14 protein-coding genes are annotated in these 16009 nt (G+C 68.3%); 4 read left to right on the top strand and 10 right to left on the bottom strand.

What is annotated here, in order from left to right:
* Window positions 1-1125, bottom strand: a complete 1125-nt coding sequence (gene dnaJ, locus P9849_RS07620; RefSeq protein ID WP_278269020.1) for a molecular chaperone DnaJ — start codon at window positions 1123-1125, stop codon at window positions 1-3.
* 60 nt (window positions 1126-1185) lie between these two features.
* Window positions 1186-2199, bottom strand: coding sequence for a heat-inducible transcriptional repressor HrcA (hrcA, locus tag P9849_RS07615; RefSeq protein ID WP_278269019.1), 1014 nt, complete (start codon window positions 2197-2199; stop codon window positions 1186-1188).
* Between the two features lie 125 nt (window positions 2200-2324).
* Here hrcA and P9849_RS07610 point away from each other — a divergent pair, with 125 nt between their 5' ends.
* Both P9849_RS07610 and P9849_RS07605 read left to right on the top strand, forming a co-directional pair.
* Complete coding sequence (locus tag P9849_RS07610) at window positions 2325-3167, top strand: DUF3097 domain-containing protein (protein WP_278269018.1); 843 nt, start codon at window positions 2325-2327, stop codon at window positions 3165-3167.
* Window positions 3168-3246: 79 nt separating this feature from the next.
* The gene (locus tag P9849_RS07605) at window positions 3247-3735 is read left to right on the top strand and encodes a DUF4870 domain-containing protein (protein ID WP_278269017.1); all 489 of its coding nucleotides are present in this window, start codon (window positions 3247-3249) and stop codon (window positions 3733-3735) included.
* Window positions 3736-3809: 74 nt separating this feature from the next.
* On the opposite strand, the gene hemW is transcribed toward P9849_RS07605, so the two are convergent.
* Complete coding sequence (gene hemW / locus P9849_RS07600) at window positions 3810-5039, bottom strand: radical SAM family heme chaperone HemW (protein WP_278269016.1); 1230 nt, start codon at window positions 5037-5039, stop codon at window positions 3810-3812.
* 3 nt (window positions 5040-5042) lie between these two features.
* On the bottom strand, window positions 5043-6902 hold the full coding sequence (gene lepA / locus P9849_RS07595; RefSeq protein ID WP_278269015.1) for a translation elongation factor 4: 1860 nt from the start codon (window positions 6900-6902) through the stop codon (window positions 5043-5045).
* A gap of 173 nt (window positions 6903-7075) precedes the next feature.
* Here lepA and P9849_RS07590 point away from each other — a divergent pair, with 173 nt between their 5' ends.
* Entirely contained in the window at window positions 7076-7552 is a 477-nt protein-coding gene (locus P9849_RS07590) for a type II toxin-antitoxin system PemK/MazF family toxin (protein WP_278269014.1), read from the top strand.
* 176 nt (window positions 7553-7728) lie between these two features.
* Window positions 7729-7989, top strand: a complete 261-nt coding sequence (rpsT, locus tag P9849_RS07585; RefSeq protein ID WP_278269013.1) for a 30S ribosomal protein S20 — start codon at window positions 7729-7731, stop codon at window positions 7987-7989.
* Between the two features lie 197 nt (window positions 7990-8186).
* Here rpsT and holA read toward each other — a convergent pair whose 3' ends face one another.
* The 6 genes from holA to leuS all read right to left on the bottom strand — a co-directional run bounded on the left by holA (window position 8187) and on the right by leuS (window position 15724).
* A complete protein-coding gene (gene holA, locus P9849_RS07580; protein ID WP_278269012.1) occupies window positions 8187-9179 on the bottom strand; it encodes a DNA polymerase III subunit delta in 993 nt (330 codons plus the stop codon).
* Between the two features lie 109 nt (window positions 9180-9288).
* Complete coding sequence (locus P9849_RS07575; RefSeq protein WP_278269011.1) at window positions 9289-9510, bottom strand: hypothetical protein; 222 nt, start codon at window positions 9508-9510, stop codon at window positions 9289-9291.
* A complete protein-coding gene (locus P9849_RS07570) occupies window positions 9507-10967 on the bottom strand; it encodes a ComEC/Rec2 family competence protein (protein ID WP_278269010.1) in 1461 nt (486 codons plus the stop codon). The genes P9849_RS07575 and P9849_RS07570 overlap by 4 nt, the downstream gene beginning before the upstream one ends.
* A 329-nt stretch (window positions 10968-11296) precedes the next feature.
* Window positions 11297-12127, bottom strand: a complete 831-nt coding sequence (locus P9849_RS07565; protein ID WP_278269009.1) for a ComEA family DNA-binding protein — start codon at window positions 12125-12127, stop codon at window positions 11297-11299.
* Between the two features lie 47 nt (window positions 12128-12174).
* The gene (locus tag P9849_RS07560; protein WP_278269008.1) at window positions 12175-13203 is read right to left on the bottom strand and encodes a DegV family protein; all 1029 of its coding nucleotides are present in this window, start codon (window positions 13201-13203) and stop codon (window positions 12175-12177) included.
* Window positions 13204-13213: 10 nt separating this feature from the next.
* Complete coding sequence (leuS, locus tag P9849_RS07555; protein ID WP_278269007.1) at window positions 13214-15724, bottom strand: leucine--tRNA ligase; 2511 nt, start codon at window positions 15722-15724, stop codon at window positions 13214-13216.
* Between the last annotated feature and the right edge of the window lie 285 nt (window positions 15725-16009).

Raw genomic sequence — 16009 nt, 5'->3', positions numbered from 1 at the left:
CTAGAGGTTGCCGAACTTGTCGCGGAGCTTGGCGAACATCCCGCCGCTGCTGGCGAGCCTGCCTGCGGTGAACTCCTCCTCGCGGAGACCGGCGAGCTGGCGGAGGAGCTCTTCCTGTTCGGCGTCGAGCTTCGTGGGAGTCTCCACCTGGATGCGGACCTTCAGATCCCCACGGCCGTAACCCCGCAGATGCGTGACGCCAAGCTCGTGAAGGGTGATCACCTCGCCGGACTGCGTGCCGGGCTTGATGGTGATCGACTGCGGACCGTCGAACGTCTCCAGCTCGACGTCGGTCCCGAGGGCGGCCGCGGTCATGGGGACCTTGAGAGCCGCGTGCAGGTCGTCGCCGTCGCGCGTGTAGGTCTTGTCCGGGTTCACCTTCACCTGGACGTACAGATCACCCGAAGGGCCGCCGGCGATGCCGGCTTCCCCGTGACCGGAGAGCTGGATCCGGGTCCCGGTGCTCACGCCCGCGGGGATCTTGATGGAGAGCGACCGGTGTGAACGCACCCGGCCCTGGCCGTTGCACTCATTGCACGGGTCCTTGATGACGGTGCCGAAGCCCTGGCAGCTGGGGCACGTGGCGGCCGTCATGACCTGGCCCAGGATGGAGCGCATGGGGCGCTGCACCTGACCGGCGCCGTGGCAGATGTCGCAGCGCTCCGGGCTCGTGCCCGGCTGGCAGCAGCTGCCGTCGCAGGTCTCGCACACCACGGCCGTCTCCAGCTCGAGCGTCTTCTCCACGCCGAACACGGCGTCCTTGAGATCGATCCGGACCTCGACGAGCGCGTCCTGACCGCGCCGCACGCGGGAGGCCGGGCCGGCAGCGGCGCCGCCGCCACCGAAGAAGGTGTCGAAGATGTCCTGGAAGGCGAAGCCGGAGCCGGAGTATCCGCCGAAGCCGTTGTCGGTGCCGTTCTCATTGCCCGTGGTGTCGTAGACCCGGCGCTTCTCGGGATCCGAGAGGACCTCGTAGGCGTGCGTCACGGCCTTGAACTGCTCGGCGGCGTCCTCCCCGGGGTTCACATCCGGGTGGAGGGTCCGCGCGAGCTTGCGGTAGGCCTTCTTGATCTCCTCGCCGCTGGCGTCGCGCGGGACTCCGAGGACTTCATAGTGACTGCTCACGTGTGTGTACTTCTCTTCCTCTGTTGGGTGACTTGCTGTGGCGTCGGGCGACCGATGAGGTCACCCCGCCAGAATCCGTGAAAGGTAGCGGGCGACGGCGCGCACGGCAGCCATGGAGGACGGGTAGTCCATGCGCGTGGGGCCGAGGACGCCCACCTTCGAAGCGGCGCCCTTGCCATAGCCGGTGGCCACCACCGAGGTTCCCGCGAGCTCGTCGAACGGGTTCTCGCGTCCGATGCTGATGGCCACGCCGTGCTGATCCTGGTGCATCTCGGTCAGGAGCCGCAGCATGACCACCTGCTCCTCGAGAGCCTCCAGGACCGGGCCGATGCTGAGGGGGAAGTCCATGGTCGCGCGGGCGAGATTCGCGGTCCCCGCCAGGACGATCCGGTCTTCGGCGCTCGAATCGAGCAGGGACAGCAGCGCCGCGGCGAGAACAGCGGCCGGCTGCTGCAGGCCGGGCGTCACCGTCGCGGTCAGGACCGGGACGGTCTCCCGGAGGGTGTCGAGCGGCTGGTTCGCGCACCCCGCGAGGAACAGCGTCCTCAGCACGGCGACGTCGGACTCGGCCAGGACCTGACCGAGGTCCACGACGCGCTGGTCCACCGACCCCGTGTCCGTGATGAGCACGAGCAGCACCTGCGAGCCGCCGAGCGCGACCACCTCCAGATGCCGCAGCCGCGCCTGGCTGGCCTTGGGATACTGCACCACCGCCACCTGGCGGGTCAGCTGGGACAGCAGACGGGCCGAACGCTCCAGCGCGTCATCCAGATCGGAGGCGCCGTCCAGGAACGAGTGGATCGCGCGGCGTTCGGCGGCGGACAACGGCTTGACCGAGGCCAGCTGGTCCACGAAGAGCCGGTATCCCTTGTCCGTGGGAATGCGGCCGGCGCTCGTGTGCGGGGCCGCGATCAGCCCCTCCTCCTCCAGCGCCGCCATGTCGTTGCGGATGGTCGCGCTGGACACGCCCAGCTGATGGCGCTCGACCAGGACCTTGGATCCCACGGGCTCGCGGTAGTGGACGTAGTCCTCCACGATCGCGCGCAGGACTTCGAGACGACGAGGATCACTCACTCGGCCACCTCCACATGCTCTTGCTCTTCGGCGTTTCTCTTAGCACTCTACCTCTCTAAGTGCTAATTCTAGTATGCCTGCCCCGGACCCGGGACATCGCCAGGCGGAGAACAGCAGGAGGCTTCATGTCCATCCATTCCTGGGGACCTCAGGACCTCAGCGCACCCGCCAAGAAGCAGCTGCGCGAGGTGCCGGTGGAACGGGGCATGGTCCTCGAAGAGGTCCAGACGGGCTGGGTCGGCGCCGTGACGCGTGTGGAGAAGTCCGGCGGGATGCACATCCTCAGCCTGGAGGACCGCCGGGGCAAGGAGCGTTCCTTCCAGCTCGGGTTCGGGTTCCTCCTGGACGGCGAAGCGGTCAAGGTCGTCCCGCCACGAGCCACCCCACCGGCCCAGCAGGGACCACGCCGGACCGCCAGTGGTTCCCTCCACGTCGACACCAAGGCCCGCACGGCCCTCGCCAGCCGGATCTGGGTGGAAGGCAAGCACGACGCCGAACTCGTTGAGCGCGTCTGGGGCGACGATCTGCGGGTGGAGGGCATCGTCGTCGAGCCTCTGCACGGCATCGACGATCTGGAAGCGGCGGTGGCCGCCTTCGGTCCCGGCCCCGGCCGCAAGCTCGGCATCCTGGTCGATCACCTGGTTCCCGGTTCGAAGGAACAGCGGATCGTCGACGCCCTGATGCGCAAGCCGGGCGTCAGTGGGAACGTCCTGGTGGTGGGCCATCCGTACGTCGACGTGTGGCAGGCCATCAAACCCCAGACCCTCGGCATCCCGGCCTGGCCGCAGATCCCCCGTGGCACGGACTGGAAGACCGGCATTCTTCAGGCCTTCGGCTGGCCTCATGCCACGGCGGAGGACATCGGCCTGGGCTGGCAGAAACTGCTCTCCACGGTCCGAAGCTACGCTGACCTGGAACCGAGCCTGCTGGGGCGTGTCGAGGAGGTCATCGATTTCCTCACGGCCTGACCTCCCAGCCACTATGCTGAGTAGGAAACGCCGTCACGGGTCCTGCCTGTGATCCGGAACTATCTCAGGAGTAAGTGCTGTGTCTGACGCATCCGGACCGAAGCCCCAGGGAGCATCCTCCCCGGGTGATCAGCCGCGCTCCGCGTCCGGCATGAACGGCGGCCCGGCCCAGAACAGTGCCGGCCAGGCCTCTGGAGAGCACCCCTACACGGGCGCCAGCGCCGTGCCGGAGCCCTTGAGTTCCAGCGAGGACCGGCAGTGGGCCATGCTGGCCCACTTCGGCGGCATCCTCGGCTTCATCCCCTCGCTCCTGATCTACCTGATCTTCAAAGACCGCGGGCCGTTCACGGCCCAGGAGTCGAAGGAAGCCCTCAACTTCACTCTGCCGCCCACGCTGGTGGCCGTCGTGGCGAACATCCTGAGCCTCATCCCCTGGATCGGCGGGATCTTCGCGGTCATCGCGGCCCTGATCTGGATCGCCCTCACCGTGTTCTCCGTGATCGCCGGCGTCCACGTCAACAGGGGCCAGCCGTACCGCTACAAGTACAACCTGCGGCTCATCAAGTAGCCGAAAGGCGGAACCCCGCGAAGGGGTTCCGCCTTTTTCATGCCCTGAAGGCTCCCGGGTGGTGGGCGGCAGGGTCAGTCCGGCAGCAGACGGCGCACGACGGCGTCGGCCAGGAGGCGTCCCCGCAGACTCAGGCGCACGGTGCCCTTGAAGGCGGCCTGCGGGTCGATGAGGCCGTCCGCGATCAGGCCCGCGACGGCGGTGCGCCCCTCGGCGTGGAGCGCCGAGGGGGGCAGGCCTTCAGCCAGCCGGACGCGCAGGAGGACATCCTCGAGGTAGCGCGTGCCGCCGTCGAGCACTTCCTTGCCCGCGGCCGGCGAGACGCCGTCCCCGAGGCGCTGCGCATAGGCGCGCGGGTGCTTGACGTTCCACCAGCGCACCCCGCCGACGTGCGAGTGGGCGCCAGGGCCGATCCCCCACCAGTCGTCGCCTCGCCAGTACGCGAGGTTGTGCCGGCATTCCTGGCCCGGTTCGCGGGCCCAGTTGCTGACCTCGTACCAGTCGAAGCCGGCCGCTGCGAGGCGCTGCTCGGCGAGCTCGTACTTGTCCGCGTGATCGTCGTCGTCCACATCAGGGACTTCGCCACGCCGGATCTGGGCTGCGAGCTTCGTGCCGTCCTCGATGATGAGGGCGTATGCGCTCAGGTGGTCGGGCTCGCAGGCGAGGGCGGCGTCCAGGGAACGCTCCCAATCGGCCAGCGACTCCCCCGGCGTCCCGTAGATGAGGTCCAGGCTCACGTTGAGGCCGGCGGCCCGGGCCCATTCCACCACCTGCGGAACCCGCTCAGGCCGGTGGACCCGGTCCAGCGTCTTGAGCACATGCGGGACGGCGGACTGCATGCCGAAGGACACGCGGGTGAAGCCGGCTTCCGCGAGCCGCGCCAGGGACCCCTCGGTGACCGTCTCGGGATTCGCCTCGGTGGTGACCTCCGCGCCCGGTTCCAGACCCCAGAGATCCCGGGCACGGCCCAGAAGGGCCCCCAGTTCGTCCGGGTTCAGCAGGGTCGGCGTGCCTCCACCGAAGAACACGGTGGACACGGGGCGCGACGGAACGCCGGAGCGCTCCAGGACTCCGGCCGCGAAGTCCAGCTCGGACAGGGCGGTGCCGGCGTACTCGTCCTGGCTCGCGCCGCCGCCGAGTTCCGTCGCGGTGTAGGTGTTGAAGTCGCAGTAACCACAGCGGACCGTGCAGTACGGCACGTGGATGTACAGGCTGAAGGCGCGCTCCTGCGCGCCCTCCCTGGCCTGGGCATCCAGGAGCCCGTCCGCTGGTGCCGGGTCACCGAGAGGAAGCGCACTGGGCATGGGCTACTTCTTGGCCTTGTCCTTGCCGTTGCCTTCGTCGTTGCTCAGCGCGGCGATGAAGGCTTCCTGCGGGACCTCGACGCGGCCCACCATCTTCATGCGCTTCTTGCCTTCCTTCTGCTTCTCCAGCAGCTTGCGCTTACGGCTGATGTCACCGCCGTAGCACTTGGCGAGCACGTCCTTGCGGATGGCGCGGATGTTCTCGCGGGCGATGATGCGCGCGCCGATGGCGGCCTGGATGGGGACCTCGAACTGCTGACGGGGAATGAGCTCCCGCAGCTTGGAGGTCATCATGACGCCGTAGGAGTAGGCCTTGTCGCGGTGGGTGATCGCACTGAAGGCGTCCACCGTCTCGCCCTGGAGCATGATGTCGACCTTGACCAGGTCGGCGACCTGGTCGCCGTCGGCCTTCCAGTCCAGCGAGCCGTAGCCGCGGGTCTTGGACTTCAGGGTGTCGAAGAAGTCGAAGACGATCTCCGCCAGCGGGAGCCGGTACCGGATCTCCACGCGGTCCTCCGAGAGGTAGTCCATCCCGCCCAGGATGCCTCGCCGGGACTGGCACAGCTCCATGATGGCGCCGACGAACTCGTTCGGCGCCAGGATCGTGGCGGACACCATCGGCTCGCGCACCTCGGCGACCTTGCCGACGGGGTATTCGCTCGGGTTCGTGACGTGGACGACCTTCTTGTCTTCGAGGGTCACCTCGTACTCCACGTTCGGAGCGGTGGAGATCAGATCCAGCTTGTACTCGCGCTCCAGGCGCTCACGGGTGATCTCCAGGTGGAGCAGGCCGAGGAAGCCCACGCGGAAGCCGAAACCGAGGGCCGCGGACGTCTCCGGCTCGTACACGAGTGCCGCGTCGTTGAGCATCAGCTTCTCCAGCGCGTCACGGAGCACCGGGTAGTCCGTGCCGTCCAGGGGGTACAGGCCGGAGAACACCATGGGCTTGGCGTCCTCATACCCGCCGAGGGACTCCGAGGCGGGCTTGTGCAGCGTGGTGACGGTGTCACCGACCTTGGACTGGCGGACGTCCTTCACACCGGTGATGAGGTAGCCGACCTCGCCGACGCCCAGCCCCTTGGTCGGCACGGGCTCCGGAGAGCTTACACCGATCTCGAGGAGTTCGTGGCTCGCCTTGGTGGACATCATCTGAATGCGCTCACGCGGCGACAGCTTGCCGTCCACGACGCGGACATACGTGACCACGCCGCGGTAGGTGTCGTACACGGAGTCGAAGATCATGGCACGCGCAGGCGCGGCCGGATCGCCGACGGGCGCCGGCAGGTCCTGGACGATCTTGTCCAGGAGGCCCTCGACGCCGACGCCGGTCTTGCCGGAGACCATCAGCACGTCCTCGGGCTTGCCGCCGATGAGGTTGGCCAGTTCCGCCGCGTACTTCTCCGGCTGGGCGGCGGGCAGGTCGATCTTGTTGAGCACGGGGATGATCGTCAGATCGTTCTCCATGGCCAGGTAGAGGTTGGCCAGCGTCTGGGCTTCGATGCCCTGCGCGGCGTCCACCAGGAGGATCGCGCCTTCACAGGCGGCCAGCGAGCGGGAGACCTCGTAGGTGAAGTCCACGTGGCCCGGGGTGTCGATCATGTTCAGCGCGTAGTTCGTGCCCTCGAACTCCCAGGGCATGCGGACGGCCTGGGACTTGATGGTGATGCCACGCTCGCGCTCGATGTCCATGCGGTCCAGGTACTGGGCCTTCATGTCCCGGGGCTGGACCACGCCGGTCAGCTGCAGCATGCGGTCGGCGAGGGTCGACTTGCCGTGATCGATGTGCGCGATGATGCAGAAGTTGCGGATCACGGACGGATCAGTCGCGGCGGGCACCGGTGCAGTGCGGGCCATGGGAGACACTCAGGAGTCCTTACTGTTGCCTTCGGGCGGTCCTTCCGGCGCGGCTCCGGCATGAAGCCGGGCATGCGGAACAGGACCGAGGGGTCAGATCAACCATTCTCCCACGTTTCGGCCCACTTCTCCTCACGCACGCCGCCACGGCCGCGGCGCTCTCGGTGGGTACGCTGGACCACATGGCCGGCTTGTTCTCACGCATCCTCAGGTTCCTCGGCGCCACACCGCGCCGCACGCCCCGTAGAGGGCGCGGTGCGGCCGCCGGATATCCCGGCGACTTCACCGGCGTCGTGGCGATGCGCTATTCACCGCGGGCCGACGGAAAGGCCGATCCCGGTGAGATCGTGTGGACATGGGTCCCCTTTGAAGAGGACCATCGGCAGGGCAAGGACCGGCCGGTCCTCCTGGTGGGCGAGGACGGCCCGTGGCTGCTCGGCCTCATGCTGACGTCCAAGGACAAGAACAACGCCGCGCATCGCGACGCCGCCTACGTGGACATCGGGTCCGGTCCGTGGGATCGCGAGGGCCGCTCCAGCGAGGTCAAGGTCAACCGCGTGGTGCGGGTCGACCCCGCCGCCATCCGGCGCGAAGGGGCCGTGCTCGACAGGCGGCGATTCAGCCAGGTCAGCGACGGACTGCGCCGCGCCGGACACTGAGTCTTCGGCCATGTCTTTGGCCATCCGGGCCGGGATTCTGCTAAGATCATTTGCTGTGTGTCCGCACAGGTCGACGGACACTGATGATTGGCTGCCATAGGCATCCCCACGCCGCTCAGTCAATGGCCAATCTGACGCCCTCTAGACCCATCCGTCATTACAAGAGAGTTCACTAAGTGGCTAACATCAAGTCTCAGAAGAAGCGCATCCTCACCAACGAGAAGGCTCGCCAGCGCAACGTCGCTGTCAAGTCTGAGCTCAAGACCCTCATCAAGACCGTCAACGAGGCGGTTGAGGCTGGTAACAAGGAAGCCGCTGAGTCCGCCGTGAAGGCGGCCAGCCGTAAGCTGGACAAGGCTGTCAGCAAGGGCGTCATTCACAAGAACAACGCTGCCAACCGCAAGTCCGCGATCAACAAGAAGGTCAGCGCTCTCTAAGAGAACCGCTGCGGCCGGTCACTGACGTGACAGGCTGACACCGCACTTGCTTCGGAGTGGCCGGTCCCCCAGGGACCGGCCACTCTTGCGTTAACCGGCGGTGCGGCCCGCGTTCGATGTGAAGGTGTTCGACGTCGAACGCAGGCCGCACCGCGGCACCGCGGTCTGCAGGTCTGCGGCTCTCTTCGCCGCTCCGCTCAGCGGCTCCGGACGGAGGAGGCCACGAGGTGGACCACGCGTTCAACCGCGTAGACAGGATCGCGGGACAGACCCTTCACCTGGGCGTCGGCCTCGGCCACGGCCCGGACGCACAGGCGCAGCTGTTCCGGGGTCCACCGTCGGACGTCCCGTTGCGCCTGCTCCACGAGCCACGGCTGCATCCCCAGATCACGCGCCACCTGGGCGGCGGATCCACGGCTGCCCGCCACCCGGGCCAGCGTCCGCAGCTTGGCGGCCAGCGCCGCGACGAGAGGCACCGGGTCCGCGCCGGAATCCAGGGCATAGCGGAGGGTGGCCAGCGCACCGGCGGCGTCGCCGTCGAGCGCGGCGTCGGCGACCTTGAAGGAGGTCGCCTCGATGCGGCCGCCGTAGTACTTCTCGACGTCGTCCGCGGTGACCGTGCCCGTGGTGTCTTCAATGAGCTGGACGCAGGCCGCGGCCAGCTCGGCGGTCTGGGAGCCGACAGCGTTGACGAGCGCCACCACCGCCGGGCCTTCGATGCGGCGGCTGGCCGCACGGAACTCGGAGGTGACGAACGCGTTCTTGTCGGTGTCACGCTTCAGGGGCTGGCAGTCCACCACGGGCCACCGCGACTTCACGGCATCCAGGAGCTTCTTGCCCCGGTTGCCGCCGCCATGACGGAACACGACGACGGCGTCCTCCGCGCCCGAGGCGCTCAGCTCCAGCGCGTCGGTCAGGAACGCGTCGTTCATGGCTTCCAGCCGCGAGACCTCGATGAGTTTGAACTCGCCGAAGAGCGACGGACTGCAGGCCATCAGAAGTGCCCCGGGCTGGTATTCCGAGGCGTCGAAGCTTGTCACCTCCAGGTCGGGGTGAGCCTGTCGGAGCTGACTGCGCAGCAGATCACGGGCTCGCTGGGCGAAGTACTCCTCGGGGCCGGAAAGGAGGACCAGCGGTGCGGGCTGGATGTCTCGCCAGTTCAAGGCGGTGGATGAGGCGGCCTTCGCCATCGAGGTGGTCTCCCTGCTGTTTTCGGCTGATCGCTCCCCAGCATCGTATCGCGAGGAGGGGCCTCCATCCCGGCTCGACGGCGTCCCGCAGATCCTCCGCCGGGTCTGTTCACTGTGCCCGCGGTTGCGCTTCCAGCTGGGCCTCCAGTGCCGCGATCCTCCGCTCCAGATACTCGAGGTATTCGATCACGTAGGCGTCCTTCGCCTCGATCCGGTCCAGCCGCGGAAGGATGTGCTGCACGTTGCCGTTCATCGGAGCGACGAGCGGATGACCGTCGTCGATGGCTGACAGGGCGCTGCGCAGAGGGCTGGTGTCGTCAGGGTAGGTCATGTCTGCACCCTACCGGCCTCTGACGTGCTGCGTCTCGGGCCGTCTCTCAGGAGCGCGTGGGCCCGCCGGTAGAAACCCACGACGGTCCGCGGGTGGGCCAGCAGCCACAGCGACCCCACCTGACATGCTCCGAAGACCGCCATCGTGATCAGGCCCAGAACCCCCGGAGGCCAGTCGACGAGCGCTCCGGGAAGTCCACTCACCACCTGGGCGATCGTCCAGATCCCCTGAGTGGCCAACCCTGCCCAGCCGATCAACAGCCCGCCGAGCGGCCCCGGCACCAGAGTCAGAGGCAGCGCTGCGGTTCCCAGGAGCGTCACCGGGGCGACCAACGGCGCCGTCAGGGCGTTGGCAAGCATCGAATACGGTGTCAGCTGCGGCTGGATCAGCACGAGCAACGGCGCACAGGCCAGATTCGCCGCCAGCGGGATCGACAGACCCAGCGCCATCGCATACGGCATCCACCGGCCCAGCCACTGCGCAAGACCCTGAGCGGAGACCAGGATCCCCGCCGTCGCCGCCACCGACAGCGCGAATCCCAGGTCCCAGGCCAGCCACGGCTCCGCCAGCAGCAACCCGGACGCACTCACACACAGCAGAGGAAGCCCGCGGCCACGGTGTCCGCCCATCATCACCACCAGCCCCGCCGCAGACATCACCACGGCCCGCAGGACACTCGAGTCCGGCCCCACCAGCGCACCGAACGCCGCCAGTGACAGCAAGGACAGCAGCATCACGACCGGCCGGCTCACCCGCACGCCACGCAGCAACAGCACCACGGAAGCGAACACCACACTGCAATTCGCTCCGGAGACCGCGGTCAGGTGTGTCAGGCCGGTGGTGGTCATGACCGCGGCCGACGCCGGCGATGCACGGCTGCGGTCCCCCAGCACCATGCCGTCCAGCAAGGCGCCCGGATCACCGGCGACGGCACGGCTGCTGCGGAGGAATCTTTGCCGGAGCCGGGAGACCACAGCCTCGAATAGAGACGGGGCCGCGAGGAGTCGGGGCTTCGCCACGACCGTGGCGGACAGCGAACCGGGGCGGCCGTCCCGCTCCTTGAGACGCAGCATCAGTTCCGCCTCCTGGCCGTAGCGGAGTGCCGTGCAGACCCTCTGACACTGGACGTCCACGGCAAGGTCCAGGATCCGCCGCGCGTCCCCGCTCCCGATCCGCTGAAGACGGGCCGCGAACCGGCAGCCGTGGGCGCAGGGCGACTCGTCGAGCAGCTCACGGGTTCCCCGAGGCGGAACTCCCTGCCCCGTGGCCCCGTCGTCCTGGCCTTGATTCTGAGGGAGCGCCTCGGGGTGCCCGGCGACCGTGGCGAGAACGGTGACGGCCTGCCGGGCCCGCACGGCGCTCCACAGCTGTCGCTGACCGGGGTCGGCGGTACGGACGAGTCCGAGGAGACAGCCCACCAGCGCCACGAGGACGCCGAGAACGAGGCCGGCAGCCACGCTCCCGCGGCGTCGCCTCGTTCCCCGACGACGCCGTCTGCGGGGCGTGAGGAACCACCACAGGCCGGCAGCGCAGAGCACGGCAGCGCCGGTGATGAACAGACCCCTCAACAGCGCTTCGTCTCTCGCCGCGGTTACGGCGCTCACGCCCCAGAGCAGGCAGACCACCGGCACCAAGCGCACATCATGCGTCGTTTCCCGCAAAAGAAGATGCCGCTCGAGTTCCTCGTCACGAGACCTCAGGACGGCTTTCGCCACCACCAGCAAACCCACAATGCCCTGCACGGCACGCTCCAGAGCCGCAGGACCGTTCATGACCGCGGGACCCCTCACGACCGACCGCCGAGGACAAGGAGCGGCGTCAGCTGCTCCAGCAGGCGAGGACCGATGCCGTCGACCGCGTCGAGATCGTCGATTCTCGTAAAGGACCCGTGCTGCTCACGCCACGCAAGGATCCTGTCGGCGAGCACTTTCCCGACCCGCGGCAAGGTCATGAGCTGCTCCTCCGACGCCGTGTTGAGGTCGACGGGCGCGGCAGGGCTTCCGGATCGTTTGCCAGGGCCTTTGGCAGGCCCGGTGCCACCTGCGCCTCCTCCGGGATCGGGCGGATTCGTGTCCTGCCCCGTCATCCGCTCACCGCGCTGCGGCACATGGATCTTGCGCCCGTCCTGCAGCGGCTCGGCCAGGTTCAAGGCGTCCAGCTCCGCCGTGTCCAAAGCACCGCCGGCCTTGTCGATCGCCTGGAACACCCGCACACCGGCCGGAAGGCGGACGATGCCCGGATGCTTCACCGCACCGGAGACATGAACCACGATCAGCGCCGGCCCTGAGGCCGGACCCGAAGGTGTGGCGGGTGAAGGATGCATAGGGAGCCTCGACGGGATGGGCTCCACAGAGCCGCGTGAGGCGGAGGGTGACTCCTGAGCGGACTGGCCCGGAGCTGCGGCCGTGACGGCCCACCAGGCGCCCAGGAGCGCGACGAGGCACAGCGCCGTCGTCGTCAGGGCCCGGAGGCTGATGTACCAGCGGAAGCGGCCACGGCGGTGGAGCCGACGCCGCTCGGCCAAAGTGGGATTCGGCTCGGGCAAAGGGGAATCAGCGCCTCCGGATGTCCCGGCGAGAATCCGGTCCAGGCGTCCCTGCGCATCGGACGGTGTCATCCCCCGAAATTACTGCGGCACGCCACCCGTGGCGGATGCGGGATGGTCTATGAGGACAATTCACGGGGAGGGAGCTGTGCGCTGACGATCGCGAGGACGCCGAGGCCCACATGAGCGGCCAGCACCGGCGGAAGCGTGCTGATCACCACCGGAGGCGCGGCAGGGAAAACCGCGGCCAGTCGGGCGGCCAGATCCGTGGCGGCCTGGGGCGAGCCGAAGTGATGGACCGCGAGTCCGAGTGACTCTTCGGGGATACCCTTTGCGGCGGCGCCCGCCAGCTCCTCCAGACGAGCCAGTGCCCGGGCCGCGGAACGGACGCGCTCCACCGGCACCACTTTGCCGCCGGCGATTCCGAGGATCGGTTTGATGGCCAGCACGGTGCCAAGCCACGAGGCCGCACTGCCGATCCTGCCGCCGCGCCGGAGCTGCTCGAGCGACGGGACGTAGAAATGGACCGTGCTTCCAGCCAGCGACGCTTCGGCGCCGGCCGCCACCAGCTCCAGAGGAGCCCCCTGGCCGGCCAGTTCACAGGCGGTCTGCACGGCGAAACCCTGGCACATGGCGGCGGTCCGCGAGTCGAGCACCTGCACCGGGATCCCGCACTCCGCGGCCGCGATGCGCGCGGCGTCGACGGTTCCGGACAGGTCCGCGGACAGATGCACGGACAGGATGGCCACGTAACCAGCGGCCTCGAGTTCCCGATAAGCCGCGGCCAGGGTGGCCGGCGAGGGACGCGAGGTGCGCACCGTCTCGCCCATCGCCAGTGCTACGCTCAGACGCTCGGCCACCCGAGCCTCACCCTCCGCCAGGTCGGATGAGGAGTAGATCTCCTCCCCCACCATGACCGGCATGGGCACGTGCCGGAACCAGTCCGGCGCCTGGTCGAGCCAGGCCTGCGGCAGTGCCGCCGCGGAATCCGTCACGACGGCGACCTGCACCGCCGGCGGCACAGGCTTCCTGACGCGTCCGGCACGGCCGTCCGCGCGGCCGCCTTTGAAACCGGAAGAGCCGAGGGCGCGGAGAGCCTCGAGACGCTCCAGCAAGCGTCCCCAGGTCCCGGCCCCCGGCTCCGGCATGTCGTCCGGCCTAGGCGGGGACGATGTTCACGAGCTTGGGCGCCCGGACGATGACCGTCCGGATGTCCCGCCCGTCCAGGATCCGCTGCACGTTCTCGGAGGCCAGCGCGAGCTCACGCAGGGCGTCCTCCGTGATGTCGGCGGGTACTTCCAGACGGTCGCGGACCTTGCCCTGGACCTGCAGCACAGCGGTGACCGTGTCCTGGACCAGGAGCGAAGGATCGAACACCGGCCAGGCGGCGTTCGCCACGAACGGCTCACGGCCCAGCAGGCTCCACATGTCCTCCGCCGTGTACGGCGCGAACAGGGACAGGATCACGGCCACGGTCTCGGCCGCCTCGCGAACGGCGGGATCGGCGGCGCCGGCCCCGGAGTCGATCACCTTGCGGGTCGCGTTGACCAGCTCCATGAGACGGGCCACCACCACATTGAACTTGTTCGCAGCGAGCAGTTCCTCCGCATCGGCGATGGTCCGGTGCGTCACGGCACGCAGGGACCTGTCACCGGACTCCGCAGGGGTGCCCGGCTCGCTGGTGACGTCCTGCGCGAGGCGCCAGGCGCGGGCCAGGAACTTCGCCGAGCCGGACGGCGAGACGTCCGCCCAGTCGACGTCGTCCTCCGGCGGGGAGGCGAACACCATGGTGAGGCGCACGGCGTCGACGCCGAACTTGTCCAGCTGCTCGCTCAGGTCCACGCCGTTGCCCAGCGACTTGCTCATGGCCTTGCCGCCGTTGAGCACCTGACCCTGGTTGAGGAGCGCGGTGAACGGCTCGGTGGTCTCCAGCATGCCCAGGTCATGGATGACCTTGGTGAAGAAGCGGGAATACAGCAGGTGCAGGATGGCGTGCTCGACGCCGCCCACGTACTGACCCACCGGCATCCAGGTGTTGACGGCCTCCGGATCGAAGGGGCCCTCGGTGTAGTCCGGCGAGGTGAACCGCAGGAAGTACCAGGAGGAATCCACGAAGGTGTCCATGGTGTCGCTGTCCCGGCGCGCCGGCCCCCCGCAGGAGGGGCAGGTGACGTTGACCCACGCCTCGGCCGCGGCCAGGGGCGACGTGCCCTTGGGCGCCAGGTCTTCACCGCGCAGATCGTCCGGCAGACGGACCGGCAGGTCCTCATCGGGCACGGGCACCTCACCGCAGGATTCGCAGTGGATGATCGGGATCGGCGTGCCCCAGAACCGCTGACGGCTCAGCAGCCAGTCGCGCAGGCGGAAGTTCACATAGCCCTCACCGGTACCCAGGCGCTCCAGGATGGCGATGGCGGCCGGAATGGCTTCGGCCTTGCTCAGTCCGTCCAGCTCACCGGAGTTGATGAGGGTCCCCTCGCCGGTCGCCGCGACGCCGGTCTCCGCCGGGTTCTCCTCGCCGGTCTCCAGAACGGGGCGGACGGGGATGCCGAACGCCTTGGCGAAATCCAGGTCGCGCTGGTCGTGCGCAGGCACGGCCATGATCGCACCCGTGCCGTAGTCGGCCAGGACGTAGTCGGCGGCCCACACGGGCAGCTTTTCGCCGTTGAGCGGGTTGATCGCGTAACGGCCCGTGAACACACCGGTCTTGGGACGCTCGGTGGACTGACGCTCGATCTCGGAGAGGGCCTTGACCTGCTCGCGGTAGGCGTCCAGGGCCTCCGCGTGCTCCGGGGCGACCAGCTCGACAGCCAGATCGGAGTCCGCGGCCACGACGAAGAAGGTGGCGCCGTACAGCGTGTCCGGACGGGTGGTGAAGACCGTGGTCTCGCGCTCGGGCTTGTCCCCCGCCGCTTCGATCACGAAGCGGACGTGAGCGCCTTCGGAGCGGCCGATCCAGTTCTTCTGCATGGCCAGCACACGCTCGGGCCAGTGGCCCTCCAGCTGGTCCATGTCATCGAGCAGACGCTGCGCGTAATCGGTGATCTTGAAGTACCACTGATTCAGGGACTTCTTCGTCACCGGGGTGCCGCACCGCTCGCAGGCGCCGTTGATGACCTGTTCGTTGGCGAGGACCGTCTGGTCCTTCGGGCACCAGTTGACGGGAGAGTCCTTGCGGTAGGCCAGGCCCTTCTCGTAGAAGCGCTTGAAAAGCCACTGGGTCCAGCGATAGTACTCGGGGTCCGAGGTCTGCAGACGACGCGTCCAGTCCGCGGAGATGGCGTACCGCTTGAAGGACGCCGCCTGGGTGTCGATGTTCGTGTAGGTCCACTCGCTCGGGTGGGCGTTGCGCTTGATGGCCGCGTTCTCGGCGGGCAGGCCGAAGGAGTCCCAGCCGATGGGGTGCAGGACGTCGTAGCCCTTCAGGCGCCAGTACCGGGACACCACGTCACCCATGGCGAAGGCCTCGGCGTGACCCATGTGAAGGTCGCCGGACGGGTACGGGAACATGTCCAGGACGTAGCGGCGTTCGCGCGATCCGTCGTCGAGGGGGGCGAACTGGGGGTTCTCCTCCCAGGCCTTGGCCCACACGGCCTCGATGGCGGCGAAGTCATAGCCACGCTCGCGCGCGGACTCACCGCCCACGGTCTGTTCAGCTTCTACGCTCACTCTTTGCTCTCTCACCTTCGGCGCTCCGGCATCGTTCCAGCCACGCTCATCCACTCCACACACACAAAAGCCCCTCAACCCGCGACGACAGCCCGGCTGTCGGAAGGGTTCAAGGGGCGGCCGTCCACATCGGAACACCACGTCGGAACTGTACGCAGACGCGGCGCCGAGGGACGGCTAGCTAAGCAGAAGGATTGCGTGCATACCCTCCACTTTACCGCACGGTTCCGTCCCGTCGCGCGGCATGCTCCTCCGGTCCACGGAAGAGGCCGCACACCACCCCTG

Origin of the sequence: Arthrobacter sp. Y-9, from assembly GCF_029690065.1 — a bacterium.
Classification (GTDB): domain Bacteria; phylum Actinomycetota; class Actinomycetes; order Actinomycetales; family Micrococcaceae; genus Arthrobacter_E.
Note: the sequence above shows the minus strand (reverse complement) of the source record. Positions and strands in the feature narration are given on the sequence as shown.